Source organism: Cellulomonas sp. P22 (genome assembly GCF_044392165.1).
This window is the reverse complement of the sequence record NZ_JBISBW010000002.1, coordinates 437,169-453,113: the sequence shown is the minus strand read 5'-3', so window position 1 is coordinate 453,113 and position 15,945 is coordinate 437,169. Positions and strand designations below refer to the sequence as shown.

The 15,945-nt window shown below is 73.5% G+C and carries 17 protein-coding genes; 13 read left to right on the top strand and 4 right to left on the bottom strand.

The window, feature by feature from the left end; translation table 11 throughout:
- Positions 1–4: 4 nt before the first annotated feature.
- The 4 genes from ACGIF2_RS02800 (at position 5) to ACGIF2_RS02785 (ending at position 2,240) form a co-directional block, all read left to right on the top strand.
- Positions 5–361, top strand: coding sequence for a hypothetical protein (locus ACGIF2_RS02800; protein ID WP_396043222.1), 357 nt, complete (start codon positions 5–7; stop codon positions 359–361).
- A 1-nt stretch (position 362) separates the two neighbouring features.
- Positions 363–818, top strand: a complete 456-nt coding sequence (locus ACGIF2_RS02795) for a hypothetical protein (protein ID WP_396043220.1) — start codon at positions 363–365, stop codon at positions 816–818.
- 561 nt (positions 819–1,379) lie between these two features.
- On the top strand, positions 1,380–1,553 hold the full coding sequence (locus ACGIF2_RS02790; protein WP_396043218.1) for a hypothetical protein: 174 nt from the start codon (positions 1,380–1,382) through the stop codon (positions 1,551–1,553).
- Between the two features lie 291 nt (positions 1,554–1,844).
- Entirely contained in the window at positions 1,845–2,240 is a 396-nt protein-coding gene (locus ACGIF2_RS02785; protein WP_396043216.1) for a hypothetical protein, read from the top strand.
- A gap of 322 nt (positions 2,241–2,562) precedes the next feature.
- On the opposite strand, the gene ACGIF2_RS02780 is transcribed toward ACGIF2_RS02785, so the two are convergent.
- Positions 2,563–3,336: a fructosamine kinase family protein gene (locus tag ACGIF2_RS02780; RefSeq protein WP_396043214.1), complete on the bottom strand. Its 774-nt coding sequence runs from the start codon at positions 3,334–3,336 to the stop codon at positions 2,563–2,565.
- Between the two features lie 28 nt (positions 3,337–3,364).
- Here ACGIF2_RS02780 and ACGIF2_RS02775 point away from each other — a divergent pair, with 28 nt between their 5' ends.
- The 3 genes from ACGIF2_RS02775 to ACGIF2_RS02765 all read left to right on the top strand — a co-directional run bounded on the left by ACGIF2_RS02775 (position 3,365) and on the right by ACGIF2_RS02765 (position 7,108).
- Complete coding sequence (locus ACGIF2_RS02775; protein WP_396043212.1) at positions 3,365–4,321, top strand: aminoglycoside phosphotransferase family protein; 957 nt, start codon at positions 3,365–3,367, stop codon at positions 4,319–4,321.
- A 120-nt stretch (positions 4,322–4,441) separates the two neighbouring features.
- Positions 4,442–5,551, top strand: a complete 1,110-nt coding sequence (gene ald, locus ACGIF2_RS02770) for an alanine dehydrogenase (RefSeq protein ID WP_396043210.1) — start codon at positions 4,442–4,444, stop codon at positions 5,549–5,551.
- A gap of 66 nt (positions 5,552–5,617) precedes the next feature.
- A complete protein-coding gene (locus ACGIF2_RS02765; RefSeq protein WP_396043208.1) occupies positions 5,618–7,108 on the top strand; it encodes an amino acid permease in 1,491 nt (496 codons plus the stop codon).
- A gap of 11 nt (positions 7,109–7,119) precedes the next feature.
- Here ACGIF2_RS02765 and ACGIF2_RS02760 read toward each other — a convergent pair whose 3' ends face one another.
- Positions 7,120–7,971, bottom strand: a complete 852-nt coding sequence (locus tag ACGIF2_RS02760; protein WP_396043206.1) for an SDR family oxidoreductase — start codon at positions 7,969–7,971, stop codon at positions 7,120–7,122.
- Positions 7,972–8,093: 122 nt separating this feature from the next.
- On the opposite strand from ACGIF2_RS02760, the gene ACGIF2_RS02755 reads away from it, so the two are divergent.
- The 4 genes from ACGIF2_RS02755 to ACGIF2_RS02740 are packed head-to-tail and all read left to right on the top strand — an operon-like array spanning position 8,094 to position 13,228.
- A complete protein-coding gene (locus tag ACGIF2_RS02755; protein WP_396043204.1) occupies positions 8,094–8,624 on the top strand; it encodes a dihydrofolate reductase family protein in 531 nt (176 codons plus the stop codon).
- A gap of 53 nt (positions 8,625–8,677) precedes the next feature.
- Positions 8,678–9,706, top strand: a complete 1,029-nt coding sequence (locus ACGIF2_RS02750; RefSeq protein WP_396043202.1) for an NAD-dependent epimerase/dehydratase family protein — start codon at positions 8,678–8,680, stop codon at positions 9,704–9,706.
- A gap of 41 nt (positions 9,707–9,747) precedes the next feature.
- On the top strand, positions 9,748–11,838 hold the full coding sequence (locus tag ACGIF2_RS02745) for a M3 family metallopeptidase (protein WP_396043199.1): 2,091 nt from the start codon (positions 9,748–9,750) through the stop codon (positions 11,836–11,838).
- Positions 11,839–11,875: 37 nt separating this feature from the next.
- Entirely contained in the window at positions 11,876–13,228 is a 1,353-nt protein-coding gene (locus tag ACGIF2_RS02740) for a M20/M25/M40 family metallo-hydrolase (RefSeq protein ID WP_396043197.1), read from the top strand.
- An 18-nt stretch (positions 13,229–13,246) separates the two neighbouring features.
- Here the strand turns inward: ACGIF2_RS02740 and ACGIF2_RS02735 are convergent, their stop codons facing one another.
- Complete coding sequence (locus ACGIF2_RS02735; RefSeq protein WP_396043195.1) at positions 13,247–13,504, bottom strand: DUF5703 family protein; 258 nt, start codon at positions 13,502–13,504, stop codon at positions 13,247–13,249.
- A 95-nt stretch (positions 13,505–13,599) separates the two neighbouring features.
- Between ACGIF2_RS02735 and ACGIF2_RS02730 the strand changes: the two genes are divergently transcribed.
- On the top strand, positions 13,600–13,938 hold the full coding sequence (locus ACGIF2_RS02730; RefSeq protein WP_396043193.1) for a primosomal protein: 339 nt from the start codon (positions 13,600–13,602) through the stop codon (positions 13,936–13,938).
- Positions 13,939–14,002: 64 nt separating this feature from the next.
- Here ACGIF2_RS02730 and ACGIF2_RS02725 read toward each other — a convergent pair whose 3' ends face one another.
- Positions 14,003–14,965 carry an aldo/keto reductase gene (locus tag ACGIF2_RS02725; protein WP_396043191.1) on the bottom strand — a complete coding sequence of 321 codons (963 nt, stop codon included), beginning with the start codon at positions 14,963–14,965 and terminating at the stop codon, positions 14,003–14,005.
- Between the two features lie 66 nt (positions 14,966–15,031).
- Here ACGIF2_RS02725 and ACGIF2_RS02720 point away from each other — a divergent pair, with 66 nt between their 5' ends.
- Positions 15,032–15,928, top strand: a complete 897-nt coding sequence (locus ACGIF2_RS02720) for an undecaprenyl-diphosphate phosphatase (protein ID WP_396043189.1) — start codon at positions 15,032–15,034, stop codon at positions 15,926–15,928.
- Positions 15,929–15,945 lie beyond the last annotated feature (17 nt).

Sequence of the window (15,945 nt, the reverse complement as noted above, 5' to 3'; positions counted from 1 at the left end):
CATCGTGGTCGGCCCCCTCTCGCTCCTCGTCATCGGCACCGCGACGCTCCTCGCCGGATGGGCCGCGTGGTTCGTGGTCCGCGACCGCGCTGTGATCCTGCGCCAGCTGTGGGGTGGCGCCGTCGTCGAGGGCCTGATGCTCGTGCAGGCGGTCGTCGCGCTCGTGCTGGTGCTGGGCGGCGCGTCGGTCGCCGAACCGATCACCCTGTGGGGGTACGTCGTGGTGCAGCTCATGATCCTGCCGTTCGCGGCAGCGTGGGCCTTCGCCGAACGGACCCGCTGGAGCTCGGTGGTGCTGCTCGTCGCGGGCGTCACCGTCGTGTTCCTCGAGTACCGCCTGCTGCAGATCTGGGGGAGCTGAGATGAGGATCCGGTTGACCGAGCAGGACGAACCCGTGCGGGCCCCGTCGACGAGCACGTCCTCCGGGCCGGGGCGCGCACTCGTCGCGGTCTACGGGGTGTTCGCGCTCGCGGCGACGGCCCGGGCCGCCTTCCAGATCGCGACCAAGCTCGACGAGGCGCCCGTCGCGTACCTCCTGTCCGCGCTCTCGGCCGTCGTCTACGTGCTCGCGACGTTCGCGCTCGCCCGGGGCAGCCGTCGCGCGCGTCGCATCGCGTGGGCTGCTGTCGGCGTCGAGCTCGTCGGGGTGCTCACGGTCGGTGCGCTGTCGCTCCTCGACACGGGCGACTTCCCGGACGAGACGGTCTGGTCGGGGTTCGGCGCCGGGTACGGGTACGTGCCGCTCGTGCTGCCCTTCCTGGGCGTCTGGTGGCTGTGGCACACCCGCCCGGGACGCACGGACCCCGACGGGGCCTAGCTTCACCTCGCGCGCGATCGGTCGGAGTGAGAATCCCCACAACCGGCAGCGCGGTCGCGGCGCGTCTCGCCGCTGGCGCGGGCCGGTCCCGCGTCGGTGCCTCGTCCGTCGCGACCGGTCCTCGGGATCGAGGTCCGCAGGGGCGTCCCCGGGACCGAGCGGTCGCCCGTGAGCGCCGCCGCCGCGGCGTCGTCGAGCACAGCGGGTGGCACGCCGGGGCACGTGCCCCGCAGGGCTCTCGAGGCCGATGATCCTGCAGGTTGCGGCGCCCGTCGTGCGTCGCGTCCCCGCCGGTCAGGGCGATCGGAGGACCGCGCGGTCCGGTCTCGTGGGCGCAGCCAGGAGGGGGTCAGCGCGCCCCGGTACCGGAGCGGTCGGGACGGGGCGCCCGACGCTCCGCAAGGGGGGCAGGGGAGCGCCGGGCGTGCGTCACGCTACGCCCGGTCCGCACCCGCCGAGGTGCTCGTGCACAGGTCGCGACAGCGCGTCCGGTGTGGCGAACGGTCCGCACGTCCCGCAGGATGTGTCGGCAACCGCACCACCTTCACCAGGAGAACCTCCATGAGCCGTCCCGACCTCCCGCACCCGCCCGTCCCGTCGGGCGACGCGCAGTCGGCGCTCGACGCCTCGCCGATCTACGACGCGCTCGTCGGCGAGCTCGGCGATCCCGCGGGTCCCGCCAGCAGCCCCGCCGCAGCCGGCGGGAAGTCCGCCAAGGTCGCCCGGTCGGCCTGAGCCGAGGCTCCCCGCGCCCGGTACGGGCGACCCGTCCCGGTAGCGCCCGGTGGCCCGGAAAACAGGTGGCCAGGGCCTACGCTCCCGGGCGTACCCTGGTCACGAGGGTCGGCGGTGTCGTCTGCCGCGGCCTCGGGCACTGTGCGAGGTGATCGCCGGGCCCCCCCGACAAGCGCAGAGCTGCGCCATCGCTGCGCCCTCCGTGACCCCGCGCCGACCTTCGGGTCGGTCTTTCGTCGCGCCCTGAGGTCGGCGCGACAACGACATACACAGCCCGAGGAGGGCATCTCGATGAACCTGTCCATCGCACGTACCGGCCGTTCGGCCACCCGTCTCCGCGTGAGCGTCGTCGCCGCGCTCGCGGCCGCCGCGCTCCTGGCGGGCTGCTCGAACGACTCGAGCTCGGACGAGACGACCACCGACGCACCGAGCGCCTCGGCGTCCACGACCGCGGCCTCGGACGAGGTCACCGTGATCTCGCAGACGAACCTGCTGCTGGTCACCGCGCAGGACACGCTCGAGGGACGCGGCCTCAAGGTCGAGGCCACCGACATCACGGGCCAGGGCCGCACGATCGACGACCCGACCCAGTGGCTCGTCGTGACGCAGACGCCCGAGACCGGCACGGTCGAGCCGGGCACCGTCGTGCAGCTCGAGGTCCGCATGAAGGACGACCCCGCCTCCTGACGTCGTCCGCCCGCCGCGGGAATAATCCGTCGACGCGGAACGCTGAGACCGCCAGACTCGGTCTCCCGGTCTGCGCAGCGGTGTCAGCATCCCGCCGCGAAGGATCGGCCCGGACGTGGAGCACGCTCCCCTTGTGAGGGGTGGACGGACACGGTCCGGGTGGCTCGTCACCGACAGCCCCCAACAGGGCCCGGGGCGGTTCAGGCCGCGCGCGAAGAGGACAAGCGGGCGCGGTGGGCGGTGACGAAGAGATGCTGAACGGCGGCCGGCGGCCCCGGGACCTTCGGGTCCCGGGGCCGCTGTCGTCCCCGGCGCGGACCGCTCACCCCGCCCACGGCGCGGCCAGCCGACGCAGCTGCTCGACGTAGTGACCGCCGAACAGCACGGCGTGGACCCCCACGGGGTAGAGCTGGTGCAGCCCGACGCGCCGCGGCCAGCCGGAGCGCAGCGGGTGCACGTCCTGATAGGCCGCGAGCACGTCGTCGAGGTGCGGCAGCCCGAACAGCGCGAGCATCGCGAGGTCGGACTCGCGGTGGCCGCCGTGCGCCGCGGGGTCGATCAGGGTCACCCCCTCGGTCGTCCACACGACGTTGCCGCCCCACAGGTCGCCGTGCAGGCGCGCCGGTGCCTCGTCGTCGTCGAGGTCGCCCCGCCGCAGCCGACCGGCGACGGCCTCGAGAAGACGGGCGTCGTCGGGCGCCAGGGCTCCTCGACGGCTGCCCTGGCGGGCGAGCGGGTCGAGGCGGCAGTCCGCGTAGAAGCGTCCCCAGCTCTGCTCGGCCCCCGCGAGCATCGGCAACGGTTCGTCGAGCGGCCCGAAGAAGCCGTCGCCCTCCCAGCCGGACGGCGGGCTCCCGAACGCGGGTGCGCCCGCGTCGTGCAGCGCCGCGAGCCCCCGACCGAACGCCCGGGCCGCCGCACGGTCGGGGCGCACCGGCACGAGCCGGCGCAGGTCGAGGTGGTCGTGGCCCACGTCGAGGACCGGCACCACCGGCACGGCGCGCGCGGCACGCAGCCACTCGAGCCCCGCGGCCTCGCACTCGAAGAAACCGGGTGGGGCGTCCGCCCGCTGCTTGCGGAACACGTCGTTCGTCACGTGGTCCTCCTATGGGTAGCGTCGGCCCGTGCCCCACGAGACAGTGCCCGACCTGACCGTCCCCCCGATCCTGCACGACGGCGTGGGGCGCTCGCCCGCCGGCGCGGCGTGGGTCGCGGCGCTGCCGGGCCTCGTGGCGCGGGCGGTCGAGCGCTGGGACCTGGTGCCCGGCGAGCCGTTCCCTGATGGTGCCGCCGCGTGGACGGCGCCGGTGCGCCGGGCCGACGGCACCGAGGCGGTGCTCAAGATCGTGCTGCCGCACGACGAGGCGCGCCACGAGGCCGCAGCGCTGCGGGAGTGGGCGGGCCGCGGCACCGTCCGGCTGCTCGCGCACGAGCCGTCCGACTGGGCGCTGCTGCTCGAACGCGTCCGCCCGGGCCGCCCGCTGACTGCCTCGACGCTCCCGGCCGACGACCGGCTGCGCGCCGCGGCGGCCGTGCACCGCACGCTCACGGGCCTGCCGGTCGGCCCGGGCCTGGATGACGTGCCGCACCTGGTCGACGTCTGCCGGGACTGGGCGCCCACGCTCCTCGACCGGGCCGGGCGGGCGGCGGTCGAGGGCGAGATCGACGTCGACGGCGGCCTCGTCGCGTCCGCGCACGGGCTGCTGCTCGCGCTGCCCGTCCCGGGTGCCGCGGACGTCGTGCTCCACGGCGACCTCAACCCCGGGAACCTGCTCGAGGGCCCCGACGGCCGGTGGGTCGCGATCGACCCCAAGCCGGTGCGCGGCGACGCCGCCTTCGACCTGTGGCCGCTGCTCGAGCAGGTGGACCCGCCGTTCCGCGCCTCTGACCCCGCCCGGGTGCTGGGCGAGCGCACGGCACTGCTCGCCGACGAGCTCGGGCTCGAGGTCCAGCGCATCGCGGCGTGGGCGTTCGCGCGGTGCACCGAGTCGGCGCTGTGGCGCTGGGACGAGCTCGGGGACCTGACCGGAGCGCAGCGCGAGCTCGACCGTGCCGCGGTGTGGGAGACGCTCGCACGGTGAGCGGTCGAGGTGGTCACGGGTCGGCACCGATCGTCGGATTCGGCTGACGCGGAGCCGTGCGCGGCCGCAGAATGAGCGCGCATCGCCCACCCACCGAGATCCGCCGTAGAGGAGCTCAGCATGAGGATCGGCATCCCGACCGAGGTCAAGAACCGTGAGTACCGCGTGGCCCTCACCCCCGCCGGGGTCGACCAGCTCGTCACGGCCGGGCACGAGGTGCTCGTGCAGAGCGGAGCCGGGACGGGGTCCGCGATCTCGGACGACCTGTATCTGGACGCCGGCGCGCAGGTGCTCCCGCGGGCCGCGGACGTGTGGGAGGGCGCCGACCTGGTGTGCAAGGTCAAGGAGCCCGTCGCGTCCGAGTTCGGGTACCTGCGCGAGGACCTCGTGCTGTTCGCCTACCTGCACCTCGCGGCGGACCGCCCGGTCACGGACGCGCTGCTGACGGCGGGCACCACCGCGATCGCGTTCGAGACGGTGCAGCTGCCCGACGGCTCGCTCCCGCTGCTCGCCCCCATGAGCGAGGTGGCAGGTCGGCTCGCGGCCCAGGTCGGCGCGTACCACCTGATGAAGAGCGTCGGCGGTTCGGGCCGGCTGCTGGGCGGGGTGCCCGGCGTCGACGCGGCCAAGGTCGTCATCATCGGCGGCGGGGTCGCGGGGCGCAACGCCGCCGAGATCGCCCGCGGGATGCGCGCCGACGTGACGGTGCTCGACGTCTCGGCGCACCGGCTGCGCGAGCTCGACATCCAGTTCCAGGGGTCGGTGCGCACGATCGCATCGAACGCGTACACGCTCGAGCGGGAGGTGGCCGACGCCGACCTGGTGATCGGTGCGGTCCTGCTGCCCGGGGCCCGTGCGCCGAAGCTCGTGAGCACCGAGCTCATCGGGCGCATGCGACCCGGGTCGGTGCTCGTGGACGTGGCCGTCGACCAGGGCGGCTGCTTCGAGCCGACCCGTCCCACCACGCACGACGAGCCCACCTACCGCGTGCACGACTCGATCCTGTACGCGGTCGCGAACATGCCGGGGGTGGTCCCTGTCACCTCGACCCACGCCCTGACGAACGCGACGCTGCCCTACCTCGGGCAGCTCGCCGACAAGGGGTGGCGCCAGGCGACCGCGAACGACCCGGCGCTCGCAGCGGGCCTCACGACGCACGCGGGTCGGCTCGTCAGCCGTGAGGTCGCCGCGGCGCACGGCTACGAGGTCGGGGTGCCGGCGGGCGTCTGACGCAGCCCGCGCGGGGCGACAAACCGGTCGTTAGGGTCGAACGACGGCCCGACCGGGGGGACTGCCATGGCGATGCGCCGCCGCGTCAAGACCATCGAGGAGTCGATCGCCGAGACCGACGTGCAGGGCTTCGAGCTCAAGCACGACCTGCGCGCGATCGACCTCATCTCGTTCGGCGTGGGCGTCATCATCGGCACGGGCATCTTCGTGCTGACCGGTCAGCAGGCCGCGGTCAACGCGGGGCCCGCGGTCGTGCTGTCGTTCCTGGCGGCCGGGGTCACGTGCGCGTTCGCCGCGCTCTGCTACGCCGAGATGGCGTCGACGGTCCCGGTGGCGGGCAGCGCGTACACCTACGCCTACGCGACGCTGGGTGAGGTCGTCGCGTGGATCATCGGCTGGGACCTGCTGCTCGAGCTCATGCTCGGCGCGGCGGTGGTCGCCCGCGGCTGGTCGGCCTACCTGCAGACGCTCCTCGACCTGCCCGGGTGGATGGCGGGCGGCGCCGCGCAGCCTGACTTCGCGGCCGTCGCGATCGTCCTGGTGCTCACGGGGATGCTGCTGCTCGGGATCAAGGACGCCGGGCGGCTCACGGGGGTGCTCGTCGCGGTCAAGCTCGCAGTCATCGTCGTGGTCGTCGTCGTGGGCGTGCGGTACATCGACGTCGCGAACTACAGCCCGTTCGTCCCACCGGCCGAGGCGATCCCCGCCGAGACCGCGGACCCGCTGCGGCAGCCGATCGTGCAGGCGTTCCTGGGCATCGACCCGACGCGGTACGGCGTGTACGGGGTGCTCGCGGCGGCGTCGGTCGTGTTCTTCTCGTACATCGGGTTCGACATCGTCGCCACGACGGCCGAGGAGACCCGCAACCCGCAGCGCGACATGCCCCGCGGGATCCTCGGCTCCCTCGCCATCTGCACCCTGCTGTACATGGCGGTGGCCGCCACGATCACCGGCATGGTGCCCTACCAGCAGCTCAACAACGCCGACCCGCTCGCGCAGGCGTTCGTGACGCTGGGGGTCACCTGGGCTGCGAAGCTCGTCGCGCTGGGCGCCGTGGTGGGCATCACCACCGTGATCCTCGTGCTCATGCTGGGGCAGTCGCGGGTGCTGTTCGCGATGAGCCGCGACCGGCTGCTGCCCGAGGGGCTGGCGCGCGTGAGCAGGCGCGGCGTCCCGTGGCTCATCACCCTGCTGATCTCGGCCGGAGTGGTGGTCCTGGCGGCTGCCGTGCCGCTCAGCGAGCTGTCCGAGCTCGTGAGCATCGGGACGCTGTTCGCGTTCACGATCGTGTGCGTCGCGGTGCCCGTGCTGCGCCGCACCCGCCCCGAGCTGCCCCGGCCGTTCCGCACGCCGTGGGTGCCCCTGGTCCCGATCCTGGGCGTCGTGACGTGCGTGTGGCTGATGCTGAACCTGCCTGTCGCCACGTGGCTGCGGTTCCTCGCGTGGATGGCCGTGGGCCTGGTGATCTACGCGGGCTACGGGCGACGGCACAGCCGCCTGGCCCCCGGCACCCCCGCGTCCGAGGGGCCGGGGACCACGACGACGGCTGCGCCGTGAGGTGAGCCCGGCTAGAAGACCGGCTTGCCGCCGGTGACCCCGATGACGGTGCCCGAGACGTAGCTCGCGTCCGAGGGTGACGCGAGGAAGACGAACGCCGGTGCGACCTCCGCCGGTTGTCCGGCGCGGCCGAGCGGGGTCTCCGAACCGAACGAGGTGATCTTCTCGACCGTCTGCGTCGCGGGCTGCAGCGGCGTCCAGATGGGCCCCGGGGCGACCGCGTTGACCCGGATGCCGCGCTCGCCGAGCTCGGCGGCGAGGTTGACGGTGAAGTTGTTGATCGCGGCCTTCGTCGCGGCGTAGTGCAGCAGCGTGGTGGACGGCTGGTAGGCCTGGATGGACGAGACGTTGATGATGTTCGCGCCCTCGGACAGGTGGGGGAGAGCGGCCTGCGTGACCCAGAACAGCGCGGACAGGTTGGTCGTGAGCACCCGGTCGAGCTCCTCGCTCGAGATGTCGGCGAGCCCCGAGCCGCGGGCCATCTGGTAGCCGGCGTTGTTGACGAGCGTGTCGAGCCCGCCGAGCTCCTCCACGGCGCGTGCGACCATGCCGCGCGCCGCGCTCTCGTCACGCAGATCGGCGGGGACGAGGACGGCCGTGCGCCCGGCCTCGCGGACGAGCCGGGCGGTCTCGTCGGCGTCCTCCTGCTCCTCGGCGAGGTACCCGATCGCGACGTCGGCACCCTCGCGTGCGAACGCGATCGCCACGGCCCGGCCGATGCCGGAGTCGCCCCCGGTGATGAGTGCCCGCTGCCCGGAGAGCCGGCCCGAGCCCCGGTACGACTGCTCGCCGTGGTCGGGCTGCGGCGTCATCTCGGACGTGAGTCCGGGCGGTGTCTGCTGCTGCGGGGGGAACTCGGCCATGAGTGCTCCTTCCGGGGTCGACGGGGCGACCCGTGTCGTCGGGGACGTCCGCCAGCCTGCCGCGGGCGAGCCGGTCCAGCATCCCGAGAGCGGGTGTCGGTGGCCCGTGGAAGCCTGTCGGGATGACGCTGACGCAGTACTACGTGGCCGCGAGCATCGACGGGTACATCGCCGACCCGGAAGGCTCGCTCGACTGGCTGTTCCAGTTCAACGACACCACCGGGGTGGGGGAGCACTACCGCGACTTCCTGGCGGGCGTGGGGGCGATCGCGATGGGGGCCACGACGTACGAGTTCGTGCTGGGCGAAGGTGGCGCGTGGCCCTACCCGGACCACCGCACGTGGGTGTTCACCCACCGGGACCTGCCCGTTCCCGAGGGTGCCGACGTGGTGCTCACGAGCGACGACGTCGCCGACGTGCACGCGCGCATGGTCGAGGCCGCAGCGGGCCGCAACGTGTGGCTCGTGGGCGGTGGCGGCCTCGTGGGGGAGTTCGCCGAGCGCGGCCTGCTCGACGAGATCTGGCTCGGGGTCGCGCCCGTCGTGCTGGGTGGTGGGTCGCCCGTGCTGCCCACGCGGCTGCCGGGCACGTGGGAGCTGCGCGACGTGACCCGGTTCGGCGACTCGTTCGTCGAGCTCCGGTACGCGCGCTGACGGACCGCCGCTGCCCGTTCCGTCGTACCGAGGGCGGGCGCTAGCGTCGGGCCATGGCGACGGCACTGGTGCTGGGTGGCAGCGGGCAGATCGGGCAGGCGGCGACGCGGGCCCTCGTCGGGGACGGGTGGGACGTGCGTGTCCTGTGCCGCGGGTCGGGCGACCATGCGGCGCGGGTGCGGTCGTGGGGCGCGGAGCCCGTGCTGGGTGACCGGCGCGACGACGCCGCGCTCGCGGGCGCGCTCGGGCCCGGGGTGGACGTGTTGGTCGACGCGATCGGCTTCGACGGCCGGGACGCCACCGCGGTGCTCGCGCACCAGGACCTGGTGGGCTCGGCGGTCGTGATCTCGACCGCGGGCGTCTACGCCGACGCCCGCGGCCGGTCGCTCGAGACCGACGAGTTCCCCGACCTGCCCGACCCGGTCGTCGAGACCCAGGCGACAGTCGCGCCGGGTCGGGACGGCTACGCCGCGGGCAAGGTGGCCTACGAGCAGGCGTGGCTCGGTCAGGACGCGGTGCCGGTCACCGTGCTGCGACCGGGCGCCGTGCACGGCCCCGGGTGCGTGCAGCCCCGCGAGTGGACGTTCGTCAAGCGTGCGCTCGACCGGCGCCCGGTGCGGGTGCTCGCGTTCGACGGCACGAGCCGGTTCCACACCACCTCGACCGCCGTGATCGGCGACCTGGTCCGCCGCGCGGCGGCCCGGCCCGGGACGCGGGTGCTGAACGCCGCCGACCCGCAGGCGCTCACCGTCGCCCAGATCGGGGCGGCGATCGACGCCGTGACGGGCCACGCGGTCGAGACGGTCACGTTCGCGGGCCCGCCGCGCGGCAACGTCGGGCTCACCCCGTGGGCGGTCCCCGGGCCCGTCGTGATGGACCTGGGCGCCGCGGCGCGCGAGCTCGGGCAAGTCGCGCCCGGCGGCTACGCGCAGACCGTGGGCGCGGCGGTCGAGTGGCTGATCGAGGCGGCGGCTCACGGGGACTGGCGCGCGGTGTTCCCGGGCGTGGCGCGGATGGCCGGCGGCCGAGACTTCTTCGACTACGCCGCCGAGGACGAGCACCTGGCCCGCTCGGCGCGCTGAGCAGGTTCCGGAGGGGTCCCGCGGTCGGGAATGATGACGGCATGACGACGAGCGACCTCGACCCCGCCAACCCCTTCGCCACCGGGTCCACCCTCCCGTACGGCCTGCCGGACTTCGCCTCGGTCCGCGAGGAGCACTACCTGCCCGCGCTGCTCGCGGGCATGGCGCAGCAGCGTGAGGAGTTCGAGCGCATCGCGACGGACCCCGAGCCGCCCACGGTCGAGAACACCCTCGAGGCGCTCGAGCGCTCGGGGCGTCTGCTGCACCGCGCCGCGACCGTGTTCTTCAACCAGTCGAGCGCGGACTCCACGCCGGGCCTCGAGGCGATCGAGGAGGAGGTCGCCCCGCTGCTCGCGGCGCACTCCGACGCCCTGTACCTCGACGCGAGGATCTTCGCGCGGCTCGAGGCGCTGCACGCCGCGGTCGAGGCCGGGGAGCTCGAGCTCGCCCCCGACACGGCCTGGTTGCTGCACCGCCAGCGCACCGCGTTCGTCCGCGCCGGCATCGGGCTGGACGCCGCCGCCCAGGACCGGCTGCGGGCGCTCAACGCCGAGATCACCTCGCTCGAGTCGGCGTTCGGCCGCAAGCTGCTCGCCGGTGCCAACGCCGCCGCCGTGCTGGTGACCGACGAGAGCGAGCTCGACGGTCTGCCGTCCGACGCGCGGGCCGCCGCAGCCCAGGCCGCGACCGACCGCGGGCACGCCGGTGCGTGGCTCATCGAGCTGCAGCTGCCCACCCAGCAGGCCCCGCTCGCGGCCCTGCGCGACCGTGGGCTGCGCGAGCGCTTGCACACCGCGTCGGTCACCCGGGGCGCGACGGGCGGCGAGAACGACACGCGCGCCACCGTGCTCGCGCTCGCCCGGCTGCGGGCCGAGCGTGCCCAGCTGCTCGGCTACCCGCACCACGCCGCCTACATCGCCGAGGACGCGACCGCCAAGACCTCCGAGGCGGCCCACGGCATCCTCACGCAGCTCGCCCCCGCCGCGGTGGCCAACGCCCGCGCCGAGGCCGTCGATCTGCAGGCGGCGCTCGAGCGCGACGTGCCCGGCGCCCGGCTCGAGGCCTGGGACTGGGCCTACTACGCCGAGCAGGTCCGCAAGGAGCGCCGCTCGCTCGACGACTCGCTGCTGCGGCCCTACCTCGAGCTCGAGCGCGTGCTGCATGACGGGGTCTTCCGTGCGGCCGGTGCGCTGTACGGCCTGACGTTCACCGAGCGCACCGGCCTCGTGGGCTACCACCCCGACGTGCGCGTCTTCGAGGTCTTCGAGGCGGACGGCACGCCGCTCGGGCTGTTCCTGGGCGACTTCTGGACGCGCGAGTCCAAGCGCGGCGGCGCGTGGATGAACAACCTCGTGGACCAGTCGCACCTGCTGGGTGAGAAGCCCGTGGTGGTCAACAACCTCAACATCCCCAAGCCTCCTGCCGGTGAGCCGACGCTGCTCACCTGGGACGAGGTCATCACGATGTTCCACGAGTTCGGGCACGCGCTGCACGGGCTGTTCTCGGACGTGCGGCTGCCCTCGCAGTCGGGCACCGAGGTGCCGCGGGACTTCGTCGAGTACCCCTCGCAGGTCAACGAGATGTGGGCGTGGGACCCGACGATCCTGCGCGCGTACGCGGTGCACCACGAGACCGGTGAGCCGATGCCGCAGGAGTGGGTCGACACGATGCTCGCCTCGCGGCTCGACAACGAGGGCTTCTCGACGACCGAGTACCTGGCCGCGGCGCTGCTCGACCAGGCCTGGTACCAGCTGGCCCCCGAGGACGTGCCCACCGACGTCGAGGACGTCGAGGCGTTCGAGGCCGCGGCGCTCGAGCGGGTGGGCGTGGCGTTCGCGCCGGTGCCGCCGCGGTACCGCACCACGTACTTCAACCACGTGTTCGGTGGCGGGTACTCGGCCGGGTACTACTCGTACATCTGGTCCGAGGTGCTCGACGCGGACACGGTGACGTGGTTCGAGGAGAACGGCGGCCTCAAGCGTGAGAACGGTGAGGCGTTCCGGCGCACGCTGCTCGCGCGCGGCGGTTCGTGCGACCCGATGGACGCGTTCCGCGAGCTGCGCGGCCGCGACCCGGAGATCACGCCGCTGCTCGCCCGCCGCGGGCTGCTCGCCGCGGCGAGCACGGACTGAACGGCTGACGCGGGGGACCGACGGGTACGGTGAGGGCATGTCCGCAGGTGAAGGCCGCCCCTCGACCACCGTGCCCGTCGGGCACCCCACCGCCGAGGACGAGGTGGTGCGGATCTGCCAGGAGCTCATCCGCTTCGACTCGTCGAACTTCGGCGACGGCTCGGGCCCGGGCGAGCGAGCCGCGGCCGAGTACGTCATGGGGCTGCTGACCGAGGTCGGTCTCGAGCCCGAGTACTACGAGAGCGCGCCGGGGCGCGCGAACGTCGTCGTGCGCCTCGAGGGCCAGGACCCCAGCCGGCCGGCGCTCGTGCTCCACGGCCACCTCGACGTCGTCCCCGCCCAGGCCGCCGACTGGTCGGTCGACCCGTTCGCGGGCGAGGAGAAGGACGGCCTGATCTGGGGCCGCGGCGCCGTGGACATGAAGGACATGGACGCGATGATCCTCGCGGTCGTGCGCCAGATGGTCCGCGAGGGCCGCAAGCCCGCACGTGACGTCGTCGTGGGGTTCTTCGCCGACGAGGAGGCCGGTGGCGTCTACGGTGCGCGCTGGTCGGTCGACAACCGCCCCGAGCTGTTCGCCGGTGCCACCGAGGCGATCAGCGAGGTCGGCGGCTTCTCGGTCGAGATCGACGGACGCCGGGCGTACCTGCTGCAGACCGCCGAGAAGGGCATCGGCTGGCTCAAGCTCGTCGCCGACGGCCGTGCGGGCCACGGCAGCCAGGTCAACCACGACAACGCGGTGACGCACCTCGCGGCCGCCGTCGCGCGCATCGGGCAGCACCCCTGGCCCCTCGCGCTCACCCCGACCGTCGAGCGGCTGCTGCGGGGCGTCGCCGACCTCACCGGTCTGCCCTTCGACCCGTGGGACCCGCAGACGATCGACCGCCTGGTGCACGCCCTGGGCCCGGCCTCACGCTTCGTGGGGGCGACCCTGCGGAACACCGCCAACCCGACCCAGCTCACGGCGGGCTACAAGGCCAACGTCATCCCGGGCCGCGCCGAGGCTGTCATCGACGGTCGGTTCCTGCCTGGTCACGAGTCCGAGCTGATGTCGACGCTGCACGACCTCGCGGGCCCCGAGGTCCGCATCGAGGTGCTGCACCGGGACATCGCGCTCGAGGTGCCGTTCGAGGGCGACCTCGTCGACGCGATGGTCGCCGCGCTCGCGGCCGAGGACCCGGGCGCCGCTGTGCTGCCATACACGCTCTCGGGCGGCACCGACAACAAGTCGCTCGCCGACCTGGGCATCGTGGGCTACGGCTTCGCGCCGCTCCGGCTGCCGAACGAGCTCGACTTCTCCGCGATGTTCCACGGCGTCGACGAGCGCGTGCCGACCGACGCCCTGCGCTTCGGCGTCCGCGTGCTCGACCGGCTGCTGCAGACCGCCTGACGGGTGGTCCGGCGCCGCTCAGTCGAGGTCGGGGACCAGGTCCAGGGTGCTGCGCACGCGCATGACCTTGCGGCGCAGCCACACCTTGCGGTCGCCACCGGCGTAGAGCCGGGAGCGGGCGAGCTCCCAGCGGCCGTACTCCGCGGCCTCGGTCAGAGCACGTCGGGTGTCACCTCGGCTGATGCTGCTCGGGAACGTCAGCACCCGGTACTCGTAGTGGGACTGCGGCGTGCTGCTCGCGCGTCGAGAGGGTCGACCCGTGCGACTGTCGGTCATCCGTCACCACCGTTCTCCAGACAGACCGGGACAACGCAGACCGGCCCCGGTTGATTCTTGTGCCATTGTGCACGGCGCGGCGCTACGGTCGAGGCATGAACGTCGACCCCCGTGCCGCGCTTGACCGCTTGATCGCTGCCCTCGAAGCCCACTACCTCGCAGTCTCCACCCGCCGGGGTGAGGACGACCCGGCCGTCGACGACGCCTACGACATCCTGGCCGACGCGTTCGAGGTGTACGACGACGCGCTCGGCACCGTGCACGGCGAGGCGACCCCGTTCTACCTCGCCGAGGACGACGAAGACGACGACGACGATGACGACGACGAGGATGACGACGACTTCGACGCTGGCGCCGACGTGGCCCACGTCGCGGGCGACGAGTACGACGACCTCGACGACCTGGTCGAGGACGCGGCGCACCCCGAGCACTGAGTCCGACCGCGGAGCGGGGTCCCGAGCGCCGAGCCTGAGGGCCCCGACAGCTGTGTGAACGAGGTCAGCGACGCTCGGGGTACCCGAGATCGGGCGCGCTGACCTCGTCCAGCGCCCGCAGGATCTCGGGCGGCAGCTCGACGTCCTCGGCCGCGAGCGACGCCCGCAGCTGGGCGGCCGTGCGAGCGCCGACGATCGCGGACGAGATCTGCCCGCGCACCCGGAGCCAGGCGAGGGCCACGTCGAGCGGGCTGCGGTCCAGGCCCTGCGCCGCGATGGCGACGGCCTCGACGACCGCGAGCGAGTCGGCACCCAGGTAGGGCTCGACGAAACCGGCCAGGTGCGGGGAGGCCGCGCGCGAGTCGGCGGGGATCGTGCGCCGGTACTTGCCGGTCAGGACCCCGCGCCCGAGCGGTGACCAGGCGAGCACCCCGACGCCCAGGTCGGCGGCCGCGGGCAGCACCTCGCGCTCGATGCCGCGCTGCAGCAGCGAGTACTCGACCTCGACCGCGGCGAGGCCCACGTCGTCGGCCAGCAGCGTGGCCGCCCGGGCGACCTGCCACCCGGCATGGTTCGACAGCCCCACGTACCGCGCCCGCCCGCTCGTGACAGCGAGCCGCAGCGCCGACACGGTCTCGGTGAGCGGCGTGCGCGGATCGGGGGTCTGCACGAGCCACAGGTCCACGTGGTCGGTGCGCAGCCGGGCGAGCGACGCGTCCAGCGATGTCAGCAGGCCCCCGCGCGAGGCGTCCACGACGCCGCCGGTCGCGGTGCGACGCACCCCGGCCTTGGTGCACAGCACCAGGTCCTCGCGGGCGACGACGTCACCGAGCAGCGACCCGATGAGCTCCTCGGCACCGCCGTCGGCGTACGAGGCGGACGTGTCGACGAGCGTGCCGCCGGCGTCCACGAAGTCGCGCAGCTGCTCGCGGGCCTCGTGCTCGTCGGTGTCACGGCTCCACGTCAGCGTGCCCAGACCGAGCTGGGAGACCCGTAGACCGGTGCGGCCGAGCTGACGCTGTTCCATGAGGCGCAAGGGTAATCGCGGAATCGGACGTGACCGGGGCTATCGTTGCCGCTCGTGGAGTCCGGCATGGGTACATGGGAAGCAATCGTCCTCGGGTTCGTGCAGGGGCTCACAGAGTTCCTCCCGATCTCGTCGAGCGCGCACCTGCGCATCGTGGGGGAGCTGATCGGATCGGCGGACCCGGGCGCGGCGTTCACGGCGATCACGCAGATCGGCACCGAGACCGCGGTGCTGCTGTACTTCCGGCGCGACATCGCGAGCATCTGCCGCGCGTGGTGGCGTTCGGTGCGGGGCGACCGCGGCACTGACCTGCGTGCACGGCTCGGCGCGCCCGTCGGGCAGCCCCAGGACCACGAGGCCATGATGGCGTGGTTCATCGCGCTCGGCAGCGTGCCGATCGTGGTGCTGGGCCTGGCGTTCCAGGACAAGATCGAGGGCAGCTTCCGCAACCTGTGGCTCATCGTGCTGACGCTCGCGGGCTTCGCCCTCGTGCTCGGCTGGGCCGACCGGGTCGGGGCCAAGCGGCGCGAGCTGACCGAGCTCACCACCAGGGACGCCGTGGTGTTCGGCTTCGCGCAGGCCCTTGCGCTGATCCCGGGCGTCTCGCGCTCGGGCGGCACCATCACCGGTGGACTGCTCATGGGCTACACCCGTGAGGCAGCGGCCCGGTACTCGTTCCTGCTCGCGCTCCCTGCCGTGTTCGGCTCGGGTCTGTTCCAGCTGGCCAAGAGCGTCGGCGACTTCGGCACCGAGGGCACACCGTCCTTCGGGGCGACGCTGATCGCGACGCTCATCGCGTTCGTGGTCGGGTACGTCGTCATCATCGCGTTCCTCAAGATCGTGTCGACGTACAGCTACAAGCCGTTCGTCGTCTACCGGCTCGTGCTCGCGGCCCTCGTGGTGGTGCTGCTGCTCACCGGGGTGCTCGACGCGACCGGCGCGCAGCCTGCCACCGTCCTGTAGCGGCGTCCTGGGCGGGT

Coding starts and splice junctions, on each gene's coding strand:
- ACGIF2_RS02795 (WP_396043220.1), top strand. CDS start 363: ATGAGGATCCGGTTGACCGAGCAGGACGAACCCGTGCGGGCCCCGTCG.
- ACGIF2_RS02790 (WP_396043218.1), top strand. CDS start 1,380: ATGAGCCGTCCCGACCTCCCGCACCCGCCCGTCCCGTCGGGCGACGCG.
- ACGIF2_RS02785 (WP_396043216.1), top strand. CDS start 1,845: ATGAACCTGTCCATCGCACGTACCGGCCGTTCGGCCACCCGTCTCCGC.
- ald (WP_396043210.1), top strand. CDS start 4,442: ATGAGGATCGGCATCCCGACCGAGGTCAAGAACCGTGAGTACCGCGTG.
- ACGIF2_RS02765 (WP_396043208.1), top strand. CDS start 5,618: ATGGCGATGCGCCGCCGCGTCAAGACCATCGAGGAGTCGATCGCCGAG.
- ACGIF2_RS02760 (WP_396043206.1), bottom strand. CDS start 7,971: ATGGCCGAGTTCCCCCCGCAGCAGCAGACACCGCCCGGACTCACGTCC.
- ACGIF2_RS02755 (WP_396043204.1), top strand. CDS start 8,094: ATGACGCTGACGCAGTACTACGTGGCCGCGAGCATCGACGGGTACATC.
- ACGIF2_RS02750 (WP_396043202.1), top strand. CDS start 8,678: ATGGCGACGGCACTGGTGCTGGGTGGCAGCGGGCAGATCGGGCAGGCG.
- ACGIF2_RS02745 (WP_396043199.1), top strand. CDS start 9,748: ATGACGACGAGCGACCTCGACCCCGCCAACCCCTTCGCCACCGGGTCC.
- ACGIF2_RS02740 (WP_396043197.1), top strand. CDS start 11,876: ATGTCCGCAGGTGAAGGCCGCCCCTCGACCACCGTGCCCGTCGGGCAC.
- ACGIF2_RS02735 (WP_396043195.1), bottom strand. CDS start 13,504: ATGACCGACAGTCGCACGGGTCGACCCTCTCGACGCGCGAGCAGCACG.
- ACGIF2_RS02730 (WP_396043193.1), top strand. CDS start 13,600: ATGAACGTCGACCCCCGTGCCGCGCTTGACCGCTTGATCGCTGCCCTC.
- ACGIF2_RS02725 (WP_396043191.1), bottom strand. CDS start 14,965: ATGGAACAGCGTCAGCTCGGCCGCACCGGTCTACGGGTCTCCCAGCTC.
- ACGIF2_RS02720 (WP_396043189.1), top strand. CDS start 15,032: ATGGGTACATGGGAAGCAATCGTCCTCGGGTTCGTGCAGGGGCTCACA.